Annotated in this window: 13 protein-coding genes, 1 tRNA gene and 2 pseudogenes; 10 read left to right on the top strand and 6 right to left on the bottom strand. The window is 71.8% G+C overall.

Annotated features, from left to right (window positions below):
- Positions 1-55 precede the first annotated feature (55 nt).
- From GA0070216_RS20930 to GA0070216_RS20910, 5 genes are all read left to right on the top strand, one after another.
- Positions 56-979, top strand: a complete 924-nt coding sequence (locus GA0070216_RS20930; protein WP_091248699.1) for a DUF1906 domain-containing protein — start codon at positions 56-58, stop codon at positions 977-979.
- Positions 980-1,119: 140 nt separating this feature from the next.
- Entirely contained in the window at positions 1,120-1,632 is a 513-nt protein-coding gene (locus tag GA0070216_RS20925) for a hypothetical protein (RefSeq protein WP_091248696.1), read from the top strand.
- Positions 1,633-1,700: 68 nt separating this feature from the next.
- The gene (locus GA0070216_RS20920) at positions 1,701-2,396 is read left to right on the top strand and encodes a response regulator transcription factor (protein ID WP_091248693.1); all 696 of its coding nucleotides are present in this window, start codon (positions 1,701-1,703) and stop codon (positions 2,394-2,396) included.
- Positions 2,389-3,975: a sensor histidine kinase gene (locus GA0070216_RS20915; RefSeq protein ID WP_342670776.1), complete on the top strand. Its 1,587-nt coding sequence runs from the start codon at positions 2,389-2,391 to the stop codon at positions 3,973-3,975. Before GA0070216_RS20920 ends, GA0070216_RS20915 begins: the two co-directional genes overlap by 8 nt.
- Before the next feature lie 56 nt (positions 3,976-4,031).
- Positions 4,032-4,640: a hypothetical protein gene (locus GA0070216_RS20910; RefSeq protein WP_091248689.1), complete on the top strand. Its 609-nt coding sequence runs from the start codon at positions 4,032-4,034 to the stop codon at positions 4,638-4,640.
- 168 nt (positions 4,641-4,808) lie between these two features.
- On the opposite strand, the gene GA0070216_RS20905 is transcribed toward GA0070216_RS20910, so the two are convergent.
- A complete protein-coding gene (locus GA0070216_RS20905) occupies positions 4,809-7,196 on the bottom strand; it encodes a hypothetical protein (RefSeq protein WP_245722618.1) in 2,388 nt (795 codons plus the stop codon).
- 157 nt (positions 7,197-7,353) lie between these two features.
- Here GA0070216_RS20905 and GA0070216_RS20900 point away from each other — a divergent pair, with 157 nt between their 5' ends.
- Positions 7,354-8,058 (top strand): glycosyltransferase family 2 protein, encoded by a 705-nt coding sequence (locus GA0070216_RS20900; RefSeq protein WP_091248686.1) that lies wholly within the window; start codon positions 7,354-7,356, stop codon positions 8,056-8,058.
- A gap of 478 nt (positions 8,059-8,536) precedes the next feature.
- The gene (locus GA0070216_RS33905; RefSeq protein ID WP_141723150.1) at positions 8,537-10,057 is read left to right on the top strand and encodes an ArnT family glycosyltransferase; all 1,521 of its coding nucleotides are present in this window, start codon (positions 8,537-8,539) and stop codon (positions 10,055-10,057) included.
- A 248-nt stretch (positions 10,058-10,305) separates the two neighbouring features.
- Here the strand turns inward: GA0070216_RS33905 and GA0070216_RS35620 are convergent.
- Positions 10,306-10,635 (bottom strand): annotated as a pseudogene (locus GA0070216_RS35620) (IS630 family transposase); the annotation flags it as partial.
- 206 nt (positions 10,636-10,841) lie between these two features.
- Between GA0070216_RS35620 and GA0070216_RS20890 the strand changes: the two are divergent.
- Positions 10,842-11,552, top strand: a complete 711-nt coding sequence (locus GA0070216_RS20890; protein ID WP_091249285.1) for a glycosyltransferase family 2 protein — start codon at positions 10,842-10,844, stop codon at positions 11,550-11,552.
- A 75-nt stretch (positions 11,553-11,627) separates the two neighbouring features.
- Here the strand turns inward: GA0070216_RS20890 and GA0070216_RS20885 are convergent, their stop codons facing one another.
- Both GA0070216_RS20885 and GA0070216_RS20880 read right to left on the bottom strand, forming a co-directional pair.
- A complete protein-coding gene (locus GA0070216_RS20885; RefSeq protein ID WP_091248683.1) occupies positions 11,628-12,521 on the bottom strand; it encodes a transketolase family protein in 894 nt (297 codons plus the stop codon).
- Between the two features lie 134 nt (positions 12,522-12,655).
- A pseudogene (locus GA0070216_RS20880) lies at positions 12,656-13,360 on the bottom strand (transketolase); the annotation flags it as partial.
- 45 nt (positions 13,361-13,405) lie between these two features.
- Between GA0070216_RS20880 and soxR the strand changes: the two are divergent.
- Positions 13,406-13,867 (top strand): redox-sensitive transcriptional activator SoxR, encoded by a 462-nt coding sequence (gene soxR / locus GA0070216_RS20875; protein WP_091248676.1) that lies wholly within the window; start codon positions 13,406-13,408, stop codon positions 13,865-13,867.
- Between the two features lie 87 nt (positions 13,868-13,954).
- Here the strand turns inward: soxR and GA0070216_RS20870 are convergent, their stop codons facing one another.
- Positions 13,955-14,932: an NAD(P)H-quinone oxidoreductase gene (locus GA0070216_RS20870; RefSeq protein WP_091248674.1), complete on the bottom strand. Its 978-nt coding sequence runs from the start codon at positions 14,930-14,932 to the stop codon at positions 13,955-13,957.
- 295 nt (positions 14,933-15,227) lie between these two features.
- Here GA0070216_RS20870 and GA0070216_RS20865 point away from each other — a divergent pair.
- A tRNA-Ser gene (locus GA0070216_RS20865) sits at positions 15,228-15,317 on the top strand.
- Between the two features lie 58 nt (positions 15,318-15,375).
- On the opposite strand, the gene GA0070216_RS20860 is transcribed toward GA0070216_RS20865, so the two are convergent.
- The coding region (locus GA0070216_RS20860) for a transposase (protein ID WP_141723149.1) at positions 15,376-15,681 on the bottom strand (306 nt) is incomplete at its 5' end.

Genomic DNA, 15,681 nt, shown 5'->3' with positions numbered 1-15,681 from the left:
CGTCGGTCTGATCGGAGCTGCGCCACCGTCGTCGCGTCACGAGAACGGGAGACCCGTGCCGGACAGTTCCGCCCCCTCGGCCCTGCGTCGGCTGATCACCGCCACCGTGGCCTGGGTGCTCCTCGCCACCGTGGCGCCGGTGGTGGCCGCCGGCCCGGTCCGCGCCGCCGGCTACTCCGGGCCGCAGCCGGGCACCTTCACCGGGTTGGGCTTCGACACCTGCGCCGCCCCCTCGAACGCGGCGATGACCGCCTGGCTGAAGTCGCCGTACCGGGCCGTCGGCGTCTATCTCGGCGGGGTGAACCGGGGATGCGCCCAGCCCAATCTCACCCGGAGTTGGGTGGCGACCCAGCAGGCGGCGGGTTGGCGGATCTTCCCGCTCTACGTCGGGTTGCAGGCGCCCTGCTCCACGTACCAGCGGCGGATCGACCCGACCCGGGCCACGGCCCAGGGGCGTGCGGCGGCCGACGACGCGGCGACCAGGGCCGACGATCTCGGTCTGGCTCGCCGCAGCACGCTCATCCTCGACCTGGAGCACTACCCGTCGGGCGACGCGGCGTGCACCGCCGCCGTCGACGGGTTCGTCAGCGCGTGGACCCTCCGCCTGCACGAGCGCGGCTTTCTCGCCGGCCTCTACACCAAGGTCACCTCGGCCGGCCTGGGCGACCAGGTGGCCGCCTACCACCGGCCGGGGCACGGCGTCCCCGACCTGCTCGACTTCGCCCGCTGGGACGGCGTGCGGACGGTCACCGACCCGGCCCTGCCGGCGTCGCACTGGGCTCCCGGGCGGCGGATGAAGCAGTACCAGGGCGACCACCACGAGACCTGGGGCGGGGTCCGGATGAACATCGACAGCAACTATCTCGACCTGGTGCAGCCGGCGCGGTCGCGGTCGCGGCCCGCACCGCAGGCGCCACCGAAGTGGGGCACCGGGCTGTCCCGGCTGGTGGCCCGGTCCGCCGCCGCAGCGCTGCGCTGACCCGTGCCGGCAGCGGACCGTCCCCCACCCCACTGACCTGGTCGGGTGAAAGACGCACCGGCGGTGCGACACGGGGGAGTGGAAGGTCCAATAGTCGACAGTGACCCACATCACCCCTGGTGGCGGCTCGTTGGCCAGGTATGGACGTCTTCTCGCGCACCTTCCTCCCGGCCGCCGCCGAGACCGGGTTGGCGGTCCAGACGGTGAGTCGGCACATGCCCGTCTTCCGGCAGTGCGTCGGCTCCGGTGACGCCACCATCCTGGTCGCCCGGTGCGTCCGCCCCGACCGGCCGGTCGGCGGTGAATACCTCCTCCTGCTCACCCACCGCCGGCTGGTGGTCACCCAGCAGACCCGGGTGCTGCACCGGCTGCGCCTGCACCTGAACACCGAGCTGCGGGAGCTGAGCAACGTCACCTGGAGCCCGGACCCCCGGGCGCAGGCCGTCGAGTTGGCCGCCACCGCGATCGACGGGGTGCGGGAGCGGTTCGTCATCCGTACCCCGCATCCGAAGCAGGTGTGGCAGCTCGACACGCTGCTGCACCACGCGTTCCGGACCCGGTTGCGCAAGCCCGAGGAGCGGGTCGTCGCCACCATCGGCGACGCCCCGGCCACCGCGCCGGCCCCGTTGCTGCGCCCGTTGCCGGCCCGCTGATCGCATCCTTACCTGACTCGAACACCGCCGTACGTCCCGGTCGGCCCCGGGTCGGTCATCATGGGCCGGTGACCGTCGACGCCACCGGGCAACGCGGGCTCGTCCTCGTGGTGGAGGACGAGCCGTCCATCGCCGACCTGGTCCGGCTCTATCTGGGCCGGGACGGGTTCGGCGTACACCTGGAACGGGACGGCACGGCCGGGTTGGCCGCCGCCCGGCGGCTGCGCCCGGTGGCCTGCGTCCTCGACATCACCCTGCCGGGCCTGGCCGGCACCGAGATCTGCCGCCGGCTGCGCGAGGCCGGCGACTGGACCCCGGTCATCTTCCTCACCGCCCGCGACGACGAGGTCGACCGGATCGTCGGCCTGGAACTGGGCGCGGACGACTACGTCACCAAACCGTTCAGCCCCCGGGAGCTGGTGGCCCGGGTCCGGGCGGTGCTGCGGCGCACCGTCGGTGCCCCGGACGGACCGGACCGGCCCCGCACGGTCGGCCCGGTCACCCTCGACCCGGCCCGTCGCACGGTGCTCGCGGCCGGTGCCCCCGTCCAGCTCACCTCCACCGAATTCGACCTGCTCGCCCACCTGATGGCCCGCCCCGGCCGGGTCTTCACCCGGGAGGAACTGCTGGCCGGCGTCTGGGGCTACGCGGCACACGCCGGCACCCGTACCGTCGACGTGCACGTCGCCCAGGTCCGGGCCAAGCTCGGCCCGGCCAGCGTGATCCGTACCCACCGGGGCGTCGGGTACGCCGCCAATGGCTGAGCCCGCCACCCGGCCGCCGACCACCCCGCCCCCGGCCGGCACCACCCCGCCGCCGCCGACCGCTCCACTGCCGACCACCCCGCCGCAGGCCGCTCCACCCCGGGCCGCTCCACCCCGGAACGCACCGCCGCCGGCCCGCCAGTCGCCGGCCGCACCGCCGCCGGCCGCCGTCCGGCCGCGACGCCGTCGGCCGCGACGCCGGTTCACCCACACGCTGACCGCCCGCGCGGTCCTGGTGACCTGCGCGGTGGCGCTGGTGTCGGTGCTGGTCACCGCGCTGGTCGCGGTCCCCCTGGCGGTACGCGGGGTGGAGCGCCGTGACCAGGCCGCGCTGGCCGCCCAGGCCCGTCTCGCCGCCGACGTCCTGCGGGTACGCCCCAGCCGGCAGCGCGACGCGGCCGGTGACCGGCTGATCCGCCAACTCCGGGAACAACAGATCGAGGTGTACGTCGTCCAGGGCGGACTGGCCGACCGCCCCGGCCTGCCCCGGCAGGTGGTGAACCGGATCTCCGCCGGCCGGGACGTCTCCGGTCGACGGTTCGTCAACGGCCAACGGACCCTCGTCGAGGGGCGGGCGCTACCCGGCGGGGAGGGGGTGGTGCTGACCCGGGCCACCCCGCAGGGGCCGTGGCGGCAGGTGCTGCGTGCCCTCTGGCTGCCGCTGCTGGCCGGGCTCACCGCCGGGGCGGCGGCCGGGCTGCTGCTCGCCCGTCGGCTGGCCCGGCCGATCCGGCACGCCGCCACCGCCGCCGCCCGGCTGCGCGCCGGTGACCGGGCCGTCCGGGTGCCCGTCGAACCCCCCGACGAGGTCGCCGACCTGGCGTACGCGTTGAACGGGTTGGCCGCCGCGCTGGCCACCAGCGAGGGGCGGCAGCGGGAGTTCCTGCTCTCCGTCTCGCACGAACTGCGGACCCCGTTGACCGCGATCCGGGGGTGGGCCGAGGCGCTCGCCGACGGGGTGATCGGCGCGGACGAGGCCGCCGCCACCGGCCGGACGATGCTCACCGAGGCGCAGCACCTGGACCGGCTGGTCGCCGACCTGTTGGCGCTGGCCCGGCTGGAGGCGGTGGACTTTCCGCTGGAACCGGTGCCGGTGGACCTCACCCGGCTGGCCGTCGACGCCGAACGGACCTGGTCGGAGCGGTGCGCGGCCGTCGGGGTGCCGTTCCGGCTGGAGGTCCCGGGCACGGCGGTGCCGGCGTACACCGATCCGGGGCGGATCCGGCAGGTGGTGGACGGGCTGCTGGAGAACGCGCTGCGGGTCGTACCGCCGGGGGCGTCGGTGGTGCTCGCGGTCCGGCCGGCCGGTGCCGGCCCGGCCGCCGGTGGGCTGGTCGAGGTCCGCGACGGCGGACCCGGCTTCACCGACGACGACCTGGCGGTGGCCTTCGAACGGGGCGCGCTGCACCAGCGCTACCGGGGGGTCCGGAAGGTGGGCAGCGGGTTGGGGCTGGCGCTGGCCGCCGGTCTGGTCCGCCGGCTCGGCGGGGAGATCGTCGCCGGCCACGCGGCCGAGGGCGGCGCGGCGTTCACCGTCCGGCTGCCCGCCCATCCTTACCCGACCCGAACATCGGCCTGACCCCGCGCCCATCGGACTCCGCGACGCTGGCGGCACCACGGACCAGAGGGAGAGTCATGGCACATCGGGGAATCGCCGTCACCGCCACGTCGCTGCTCGCGGCGCTCACGCTGGGCGTCGCCGGCTGCGGGCCGGCACAGGTGGCGCAGGACGGCACGAAGGCCGCGGCCGTCGACGTGGCCGCCGCGCTGGGCGTCGAGGGGCAGGCGTTGGCCGCGCTGGGCCTCGACCCGACCGAGTTGGATCTGCTCGCCGCGCCCGCCCCGGCCGCCGGGGAGTCGACCTCCCCGTCCCCGTCGGCCGGGGCGAAGGGCAAGCGTGCCGAGCGGGCGCAGGAGCTGCGGCAACGCCGGCAGGCCCGGGTGCTGCTGGGCCGCAACGGCCTGCACGGTGAGGCGGTGGTGCAGACGAAGGACGGCGGCACGAAGACCGTCGTCGTGCAGCGCGGCGAGGTGACCGCGGTCGACGGCGACTCGGTGACCGTGAAGTCCACCGACGGCTTCACCCTGACCTGGAAGCTCGGCGACCAGCTCCGGGTGGTCGAGCGGCGCACCACCGTCAAGGCCAGCGACATCAAGGTGGGCACCAGGGTCAACGTGGCCGGGGCCCGCGACGGTGACGCCAGCGTCGCCCGGCTGATCGTGGTGCCGGTCAAGCAGAAGTGACCCGTAGGGGACGGTCGGGGCCGGCGTGGACCACCGCGCCGGCCCCGACGCCCGACGCCTGCCCCGACGCCCGGTCGGACGCCTGTCCCGACGCCGGGCGCCCGGCGCCCGTCAGTCGGCCGGCGCTGCGGTCAGTCGGCCGGCGCTGCCGGCGGTCGGGGTCGGCGCTCAGCGGGTCGGGGGCAGCGCGTAGCCGACGTGGTCGCGGTACTCGATCGTCCAGCCCGCCGGGACCAGCCGGGCGCACTCCGTCCGAGGGCCGGTGCAGACGATCGCGTCGACCGAGGTGGGGTCGGCCGGCGGCCGGTCCGGCAGCACCGACTGCAACGCCACCAGCTCGGGCGACCGGCCGTCGTCGTCGCGCAGCAGCAACCACCAGGGGTACTCCCAGTTGTCGTTCTGCTGCACCAGGCCGATCCGTCGGGCGTCGCTCGCCCGGACCGCCGAGGCGGCCCAGCGGAACTCGTCGGCCCACTGCGGCCGGCGCAGGAACCGGGTGTCCCACTCGGTGGTGGTGAAGACCGAGCCGGCACCGACCAGCCGGCGCGGGAAGCCGTACGACAAGGCCAGGACGCCGGCCAGCGCGGAGGTGGCCAGCATGGTCACCACCAGCCCGGCGGCCACCGACCGCCGGCCCGCCCCGGCCCGCCGCCGCAGCACCGCGTCCACCCAGAGCCCGGCCAGCGGTACGGCCAGCACCAGCGCGTAGAGCAGCAGCCGGTTCCCCCACGGCTGCCACTTGATCATCGCGGTGTGCAGGACCACCGCGAGCACCACCACGGCCGCGTACGCCCGCAGCGCCCCCGGTCGACCGGGGCTGACCCGGCGGGGTCGGACCAGCGCGAAGACCGCCCCGAGCAGCGCCAGCGACCCGGCCAGCGGGAAGGCCACCCGGTCCTCGTCGGGATACCAGGCCGGCACCGGGAAGACCTCCCGGCCGAAGGTGATGGTCCGGTCCTGTGGGTCCACACCGACCGCCCGGGAGCCGGCCATGATCGCCTCGGCGGTGCCCGCGCGCAGCGGGGAGAGCGGGGTGTCGAAGGCGGTGTGCCCGATCCGCAGCGCGTTGACCAGCACGGCGACCGGATCGTGTCGTTCCATCGGGATGGACTCCCGCAGCCGGGGCGGCCCCAACGGGTGGCCGAACTCGGCGGTCTCCCGGGCCAGGAACGGCCCCACCACCGTCGCCGCGACCAGCAGCACCAGCAGCGAACCGCCCACCGTCCGGGCCACCTGCCGGACCCCGGTAGGTGCCGGCCGGTCGGCCGTCCCGGTCGCCGGGCCCGACCCGACACCGCCGACCGCCCGCCCGACCCGGTCGGCGCCGACCCCGGTGGAGTCGCCGGGAGCGAGCCCGGTGGAGTCGCCGGTGCCGACCCCGGTGGGGCGGGTGGCGAGCCGGAGTTGGGCCAGGCCCCAGAGCAGCAGCAGCGGCCCGACGGCGATCAGCCCGCTGGTCTTGGTCAGCGCGGTCAGGCCGGTGGCCGCGCCGAGCGCCAGCGCATCGCCCAGGCCGGCCCGGCGGCGCAGGCCGTCCAGCACCAGGGTGGCGGCGCAGGCGGCCCAGGCGGCGGCCACCAGGTCGGTCTGGGTGCTGGTCGCCTGGAGGGCCACCATCGGCGTGGTGGCGAGCAGGAACGCGGTGAGCAGTTGGGCCCGCCGGCCCCCGCCGAGCTGGGCGGTGATCCGGGTGGCCGCCAGCAGGCAACCGATCCCTGCGGCCCACTGCACCAGGTGGTGCAGGGCGTCCCCGCCGGTGAACAGGCGCAGGTGCAACAGCAGGTATTCCGCGCCGGGCGGGATGGTCACCTGCCGGTGGATGGCGGTGGGCCAGAACTCCAGGCTGCCCTGGGCCACCCAGTGCTCCACCTTCGGCAGGTGGTAGGTCTGCGAGTCGAAGTTGTTCGGCTCGGCCAGCAGCGCCACCACCAGCTCGATCGACACCATCGCGAGCACCCCGCCGGCGAGCAGCCGCTCACCCCGGGTCGCCGTACGCCGGAAGTGGGACAGCCGGGCCGCCCAGCCGGACAGCAGCGCCGCGAGGCCGTCCCGGGCGGTGGCCGGCAGTTCCGGTCCGGGTGTCGCCCCGCTGCCGGCGGCCGCGCCCCCGGTCGGGCCGTCTGTCGTCGGGCCGCCCCCGGTCGGGCCGTCCGTCGTCGGGCCGCCCCCGGTCGGGTCGTCCGTCGTCGGGCCGCTCCCGGTCGGGCTTTCCGCTGTCGGGCCGCCCACGGTCGCGCCGACCAGCACCGCTTGGCGGGTCTCGGCGGCGGCGGTCCGGGGCCGGAGGGTGTCCCGGCCGCGTCGCCGGCCGGCGGCCACCGCCACCCCGGCGACGAAGAGCAGCCAGGCCAGGGCGAAGGCGGGCAGGGTGAGCGCGTCGAGGACGCCGAGCAGCTCCACGGTCAGCACGGCGAAGACGCCGGTCAGCAGGGCGGCCCGGACGACGCCGAGGCGGTGCGGGGCGACCGCCCCGGCGGCCCGGGGCCGCAGCAGAGCGGAGAGCACCACGAGCGCGACGACGGGGGCCGCCACGAGCATCCAGCCGGCTGCCGACATGGGCGGAAGTAAACACCATCCCCCTGAAAGAGCCGTTGCCGGTCGGTACGGTGGCGACGAATGGCAGGGCCTCGGCCGGCCCGGTGGCGACCCTCGCACGGCTGACCTGCCAGGCTAGGCTAGGGCCCGACTCACTGTCGCCACCGTGGAGATTCTCGTGAAGCTCTCGATCCTCATGCCGGTCTACAACGAGGAAGAACGCATCGCGGATGCCCTCAAGCAGGCATTGGCGGTCGATTATCCGTGTGAGATCGAGTTGGTCGTGGTCGATGACGGTAGCCGGGACGGCACCGGGGAGATCCTCGGCCGGGCGGACGACGCGCGGCTGCGGGTGATCACCCACCCGCGTAACGCGGGTAAGGGTGCGGCCATCAAGACGGCCGTGGCCAGCGCCGAGGGTGAGTACATGGTCATTCTCGACGCCGACCTGGAGTACGACCCGCAGGACATCCCCCGGTTGCTCGCCCCGGTGCTCGACGGGCGGGCCACGGTGGTCTACGGCAACCGCACCTTCGGTAGCCACAGCGCGTACAGCTTCTGGTATGTGATGGGTAACAAGGGCGTCACGATGGCGGCGAATGTGTTGTTCAACTCCTATATCGGTGACCTGGAGACCTGTTTCAAGCTGATGCCGGTCGAGCTGTACCGGTCGCTGGGCATCCGGTCGCGGGGTTTCGGGATGGAGGCGGAGGTGACCGGCAAGCTGTTGCGCCGCCGCATCCGCCCGTACGAGGTGCCGATCAGCTACCGGGCGCGCGGGCGCGAAGAGGGCAAGAAGATCACCTGGAAGGACGGGGTCGAGGCGATCTGGATCCTCGGCCGGGAACGCACCCGCCGGCGTGCCAGCCTGGTAAGGCGCTGATTGGCCGGCGCGGCCCGGCAGCGTCAAGTCCGTACAGCGCTGTGTCGATCGACGTGCCGTATCGCCGCAGGCCCTGCCTCAAGCGCTGACGTGAGAGGACGGCCTGCACTGTCGCGGTGGCGCGGCGTGGCAGCACCATAGCTTCGCCAAGGCTCTCCAGGTCTTGAGAGTGGCGACGGTCTGATCGCCCAGGTCAATCTCCACCGCGAGCCCCAGGCCGCTGCCGACGGCTTGAGCGCTACCAATCGTGTGGTGCCAGCGTCGCCTGACGATAAGCTATCCTGCCTTGGCTCGATGACTTCGTAATTACGGGGGCGCGGTGGTGCGGTCAGTTAGCAATGATCGACTTCGTAATTATGGTGAGGCAACTGCCGCCCTTTCGGGTGGGCCGAACGCCCAGCGAGTAGTACGAATAGTGACCCCCGGCCGGCTGGCCACTGCCGTCGGTCTCGCTGGCCTCCTTTATCGGGTTCTCCTGGTGGCGTTTGACGTTCCACCCGCCAACAGCGATGAAGGCACCGCCGGCTTGGCGGCACTGCACATCGGGGAAGGCCGGCACTGGCCGGTCTTCTTCTACGGCCAGCACTACATGGGTGCGTTCCATTCCTACCTGGCGGCACCCCTGGTCCAGGTTTTCGGCGTGCATTGGTGGGTCATGCGGGTGCCGGCTCTGGCCATGTACGCGCTATTTCTGATACTGCTCTACCAATTAACGAGAACTCTCTACACGCCATGGTTTGCCGCTTTTTCTGTAGCGATCATGGCATTCGGTTCCGATCGCGTCATAAAAAGCCAATTAATCGGTGCTGGCGGATACTCTGACGTGGCTGCGGCCACGGCGGCATTGATGGCGGCATCGGCACTCTTGGCGTTGCGCAGAACGGGAGGGCTGGGAATATACTTTGGTTGGGGGTTGCTGGCCGGCTACATCGTGTGGACCCACTGGCTTGCGTTGCCATACGTAGCCGTGGCCGTGTTCCTCCTAGGCTGGGCGAATCGAGAGGTGTTGACTAAAGGGCGACTACTCCTTGTCGCCGCGGGCTTCGCCCTGGGCGCGGCTCCCTTGATCTGGTATAACCTCCGGCCCGGCCACCCCGACTCACTGTCGGTCCTGCTTTCCATCAGCGGTGCCGCCGAGTCGGCCCCGTTGGTCGACCGACTGCACGGAGCAGTTCTTCTCGGTTTACCACTGAGTTCTGGCGTGTGTGGCCCGAGCCGCTGTGAAGCGTGGCAGATGTGGTGGGGGCCCGGCTATCTGACTTTGCTGATCGCGGCGGTCATAATGGGGGCAGTTTCATTTCGTCAGGCCGATACTCAGGATCGACGGCTACATGCCAGCCGACTCGCTCTCCTTGCCGGCGGCGGGCTGACCCTGATCGCCTACGTTCTCAGCGCCTCATCAGCACTGACCCCCGTGGAGAGCGCTCGCTATCTCCACTACGGTCTCATTTCGCTGCCAGCAGTTCTCTGGCCGCTGTGGGCCGGTCTGAGTCTCACGTCCCGCAGCGTGGTACCGCGCAACTTCGGTGCGAACCATCCGACGATGGCTCGAAAGGTGGGCGGCGGCTTTGTTTTGACTATCGCCCGTGTCGCGACGGTCGGTGCGTTCGTGGGCAGCTTGCTGGTCGCCACCGGACAACTAGTTCTTCATCAGCCACAGTACGCGGCAGAGGCAGTTGAGGAAAGGCAATTGAAGGATCATCTGCTCGCTGCTGGGCTTACACGGATCTATACCGAGTATTGGACGTGCAACAGACTGGCCTATGCAAGCGCGGAGAAGATTCGTTGCGCTGTGGTTGATGACAACCTGAACCCCGGGCACGATCGGTATCGCCCGTATCGCGCCCAGGTGGAGCAAGCGGATCGCGTGGCATACGTACTGCCCCGCACGAGTGGACTTCCGGATACCTTTGCACGATCGACCCCCGCGAGGGTGGACATCATTGAGGTCCAGGACGTCGGGGAGTATCGAGTTTTCGTCTGCCACCAACGGCCATAGTGCCAGCGCTTGACGTCGACCTGGCAGTTGATTTGCAGGCGCTATTTCGTGGGCGACCCCAGCTGCTATGCGCGTCGCGGCTGGCGCTTGATCTCGTACACGCCTTGAACAGCCTCGCGGAGACAGGATGTCCTGAGAAATCTGTGTGACCGGTGACGAGGTCTACGGCGCACCCATCGATCTGGAACACCGTGGGATCGGGTACGGCCTGGCTAGTGCCGTGACCACGAACGTTCAGGGTGTTGGGGTCAGGCTGCGCGGGTGGCGGGTTGTCCACCAGCGTCGTCGGCGTTCGCTGCGGATGCGGGCGCGTTCACGGCGTTGGGCGGCCAGGATGTCGGGGTGGCGGGCGTTGGCGTTGCGCCAGCGCAGGCAGGCCTGCAGCTTCCGGGTCAGCGTCGGGTGGTGGGGGTGGTCCGCCCACGCTCGGATCTTGCGGCCGTTGTGCGCGGACAGGTTGTCCAGGATGACGTGGATCGGGGCCCCGTCGGGGGCGGCCCGGATCGACTTGAGGGCGGCGCGGGTGTCGCGGCGCTCTCACGCTGGCGGACGACGCCCCGGAGTTGGTCATCGCCGATCATCGCTGACCGTCGCCGAAGTCCGTCGACTCCTCCACGCCTTCGTCCTCGCCGTGTCGCTCCCACCCCAGCACATCCTGCGCTGGTCGACCCGGCGACGAACATCCCAAGCCCGAGCCCGCCGATCCCACCGCCAGCGTCGACACGCCAACTGACCTGCCAGGCTAGGCTAGGGCCGACTCACTGTCGCCACCGTGGAGATTCCCGTGAAGCTCTCGATCCTCATGCCGGTCTACAACGAGGAAGAACGCATCGCGGATGCCCTGAAGCAGGCATTGGCGGTCGATTATCCGTGTGAGATCGAGTTGGTCGTGGTGGATGACGGTAGCCGGGACGGCACCGGGGAGATCCTCGGTCGGGCGGACGACAGCCGGTTGCGGGTGATCACCCATTCGCGTAACGCGGGTAAGGGTGCGGCGATCAAGACGGCCGTGGCCAGTGCCGAGGGTGAGTACATGGTCATCCTGGATGCTGATTTGGAGTACGACCCGCAGGACATTCCCCGGTTGTTGGCTCCGGTGCTCGATGGGCGGGCGACTGTGGTCTATGGCAACCGCACCTTCGGTAGTCACAGCGCGTACAGCTTTTGGTATGTGATGGGTAACAAGGGTGTCACGATGGCGGCGAATGTGTTGTTCAACTCGTATATCGGTGATCTGGAGACGTGTTTCAAGTTGATGCCGGTGGAGTTGTACCGGTCGTTGGGTGTCCGGTCGCGGGGTTTCGGGATGGAGGCGGAGGTGACCGGCAAGTTGTTGCGTCGTCGGATCCGTCCGTATGAGGTGCCGATCAGCTACCGGGCGCGGGGGCGCGAGGAGGGTAAGAAGATCACGTGGAAGGACGGGGTCGAGGCGATCTGGATCCTCGGCCGGGAACGCACCCGCCCCCGCCCCCGCCCCGCCCGTTCACCCCGCTGATCCCGCCCCTGTTTCCGGGTCCCGTCGCCGCCTCCGGTCCGGGCACCGCGTCGGGTCGCCCGGTGTCCGGTCCGATTACCCGACCGGGGCTCCCGCTGTCAGGAAGTCGCCGATCGCGCGGCGAAGCCCGGCCGGATCGAGGCCGTGCCACCGGTCGTGGTCCTCGGCGGTGCCGTAGCGCCGCAGCTCCGCACGGCCCACGCCGAGGCTGAGCAGTCGGTGCGGCCGGTCCGCCAGCGCCTCGGCCACCACCCGCGCGGAGGTGCCGGCCAGGTAGGGCTCCACCACGATCATCTCGCTGCCGGCCAGCGCCCGCAGCCCGGTCACGTCGAACGGTCGGGGCCGGTGCGTGTAGGCCACCGTCACGGGCAGGTCGGCAACCGCCGCGAGCGCCTCGTCGCGCACCGGACCGACCGCCACCAGCAGCGCCGCGCCCGGCCCGGCGTCGCGCACCACGTGCAACCCACCCGCCTGCGGGTACGCCCGCGCGTTGCTCCGGGTGGACAGCCGCAGGTAGGTCGAGTGCTGCCCGCAGACCGCGTCCCGTAGCAGGTCGGGGACCTCGTCGGGGTGGCCGGGCACGTGCACGGTCCAGCCGTCCAGGGTGTCGATCAGCGCGACGTCCGCCGGGGCCAGGTGGGTCCGGCCGGCCTCCGCCCGGTCGTAGGACGCGCCGATGCTGACCAGCACCGCGCCGACCCCCTGGTGGTCGAGATCCAGCTTGATCTGCTCGTACGCCCGCTCGACGAGGAACGGGGCGTAGCTGTGCACGATCGGGCGCTGCCCGGTGAGGGCGAGCCCACCGGCGACCCCGACCATCAACTGTTCCCGGATGCCCACGTTGACGACCTGGCCCGGATACCGGCGGGCCGCCCCGGCGAAGGCGTCGGCGGAGATGTCGGCCAGCACGATGGTGGTCCGGGGATCGTCGAGGAACCGGGTGGCGCTGGCGACGAAGGCGTCCCGCATGGTCATTTCCCGCTCCCCGGGGTAGGTCCGTCGCCGGCCACCGACCGGCCCGGCTGGTCCGGCCGGACGGCCTGGATCTCTGATCGGCCCGCCTGCTCCGGTCGGTCTGCGTCGGCTGGTCGGTGTGCCGGGTGGCGGGGCGTGTCGACCGCGACGACGACGTGCGGGCGGTGGCCGTCGTGGCCGGTGAGGGCCGCGTGCAGGGCGTCGTGGTCGTGCCCGTCGACGGTGGCGGCGGTCCAGCCGTTGACGGTGAACCGGCTGGCCACCCCACCCGGCCAACCGTGGCTGGCCGACGAGTTGTCGACCACGATCGCGGTGAGCCCGGCCAGCCCGGCGGCACCGGCGTACGCGATCGCCTCGTGGTTGGAGCCCTCGTCGAGTTCGGCGTCGCCGAGCAGGACGTACACCCTTGGGGTGGTGCGACCCTGGGCCCGCAGGCCGAGCACGGTGCCGACGCCCAGCCCGAGGCCGTGGCCGAGGGAGCCGGAGCCGATCTCGACGCCGGGGACCAGGGTCCGGTCGGGGTGGCCGCCGAGCCGGCTGTCCGGCCCGCCCGCGTCGTCGAGCCAGTCGACGGGGATGAACCCCTTGGCGGCGAGCACCGCGTAGTAGCCGGCCACGGCGTGCCCCTTGGAGAGCAGGAAGCGGTCCCGGTCGGGGTCGTCGACGGTGGCCGGGGTGACCCTCAGGACCCGGTCGTAGAGCACCCAGTGCACGTCGACGGTGGAGTACACGTTGGCGTCGTAGGCGTCACCGGCGCGGATTCGTTCCAGCGGAGCGACGACCGGCGCGGGGAGGAGGCGGCCCGGCGGACGGGTTGCGGTCGATGTGGTCATGTGGCTAGCGTGCAACCTGAAGTTCACTTCAACTCAAGGGCAGTGATGCACGAGTCACTCACCATCGGCCAGCTCTCCGCGCGCAGCGGGGTGGCCCAGTCGGCGTTGCGCTACTACGAACGGCTCGGGCTGATCAGCGCCGAACGCACCGGCGGCAACCAGCGGCGGTACGCCCGCACCGAGCTGCGCCGGGTGGCGTTCGTCCGGATCTCCCAGCAGGTCGGCATCTCGCTGGAGGAGATCCGTGCCGCGTTGGACTCGCTGCCCTCCTCGCGCGCACCCAGCCCCGACGACTGGGCCGCCCTGTCCCGCACCTGGCGGGAGCGGCTGGACGAGCGGATCAAGTTGCTCGGCAAGCTCCGCGACGACCTGGACGGCTGCATCGGCTGCGGCTGCCTGTCGTTGCAGCGCTGCACCCTCTACAACCCGGGCGACACGCTGGCCGGCGAGGGCCCCGGCGCCCGTCTGGTGCTGCCCCGCCGCGACGGCCCGGTCACGCCGTCCTGAGTCCTCACCCGCGGCTGCCCGGGTGGTGATCAGGTCCGGTGCCGGCGAGGCGTCGCGGTCCCGGCGGTGGCCGTCCGGTCGGGGCCGTCACGCGGTGGTGAGCAGCACCTTGCCCACGTGGTCGCTCGACTCGACCAGCCGGTGCGCCTGCGCGGCGTCGCGCATCGGCAGCCGCCGGTCCACGATCGGCCGGACCGCGCCCGACTCCACCAGCGGCCACACCTGCTCCCGGACACCCCGGACGATGTCCGCCTTGTCGGCCAGCGGGCGGGAGCGCAGTGCGGTGGCCGCCACCGAGGCCCGCTTCGCCAGCAGCGCGCCCAGATCCAGCTCGGCCCTGCGCCCGCCCTGCATGCCGATCACCACCAGCCGGCCGCCGTCGGCCAGCGCCGCCACGTTCCGGGCCAGGTAGGAGGCGCCCATGATGTCGAGGATCACGTCCGCACCCCGTCCGTCGGTGACCCGCCGGGTCTCCTCGACGAAGTCCTGCTCGCGATAGTCGACGGTGTGCGCGGCACCCAACTCCCGCAGCTTGTCGTGCTTGGTCGACCGGGCGGTCGCGACCACGGTCGCCCCCAGCGCCGCGCCGAACTGCACCGCGAACGTGCCGATCCCGCTCCCGCCGCCATGCACCAGCAGGGTCTCGCCCTTGCCCAGGTGGGCCACCCGGACCAGGTTCGACCAGACCGTGCAGGCCACCTCGGGCAGCGCGGCGGCGTCGACCGGATCGACGCCGGCCGGCACCGGCAGCAACTGCCCGGCCGGCACGGCCACCCGCTCGGCGTACCCGCCGCCGGCCAGCAGCGCGCACACCGGCTGACCCACCGCCCACCCGGTCACCCCCGCACCGACCGCGCCGATCACCCCCGAACACTCCAAGCCGGGGTACGCGGGCACGCCCGGCGGCGGCGGGTAGTGCCCCTGCCGCTGGAGCAGGTCGGCCCGGTTGACCGCGCTGGCGGCGACCTCGACGATCACCTCACCCGCGCCGGGCTCGGGATCGGGCACCTCCGCCCAGACGAGTGCGTCGGGTCCACCGGGTACCGGGATCGTGATCGCGCGCATGGCCCAGTCTTACCCGATCCGATCCGAAACCACGTCGGTCTGACGACAACTGCCACTCCGACCACCTTCGGTCGGCAATATCCACCACCCGTCGCCCGGGGCGGACCACCGCTCGTCCAGGACGGCCGAAATTTCGGCCACAGTGGACCGTCCGGGTGAGGTCACGCTGGTCATGCCATGGATCAAGGACCCCTTTCCGGTACGGCGGACCGCGCCCGACGGTGGTGGGCCGGCTCGTCCGGACGCGGTTCGTGGCAGACTAGGTACAGGCCGCGCACCCCCGGGTGGCGGTCCGGGAGGGTTCGCCTAGTGGCCGATGGCGCTGGTCTTGAAAACCGGTAAGGCAGCGATGTCTTCGTGGGTTCGAATCCCACACCCTCCGCCACCAGAGCAGCAGGAACGCACCCTGAACCAGGGTGGACGCCGATCAGAGGACGTCTGATTCACGTATTTTGTGTGTGTTGTGGTTGTGGGGGTTCTCGCCAGGTTGGGGTGGTTTCGGTGGTGAGGCGTTTGGCGAGGTTGTCGATCATGGCGAGGGTGATCATGCTGGCGGAGTTGTGGGGTCGGGTTTCGTAGTCGCGGACGAGTCGGCGGTGGTGCATGAGCCAGCCGATGGTGCGTTCGACGACCCATCGGCGTTTGACGACGCTGAAGCCCTTGATCTGTGGGTCTTTGGTGACGATCTCGACGTCGACGCCGAGGTGGGCGCCGTGTTCGACGACACGGTTCTTGAAGCCGGCATCGAC

Source organism: Micromonospora matsumotoense, assembly GCF_900091525.1.
Classification (GTDB): Bacteria; Actinomycetota; Actinomycetes; order Mycobacteriales; family Micromonosporaceae; genus Micromonospora; species Micromonospora matsumotoensis.
The sequence above is the reverse complement of the archived record's forward strand: the minus strand, read 5'-3'. Positions and strand labels throughout refer to the sequence as shown.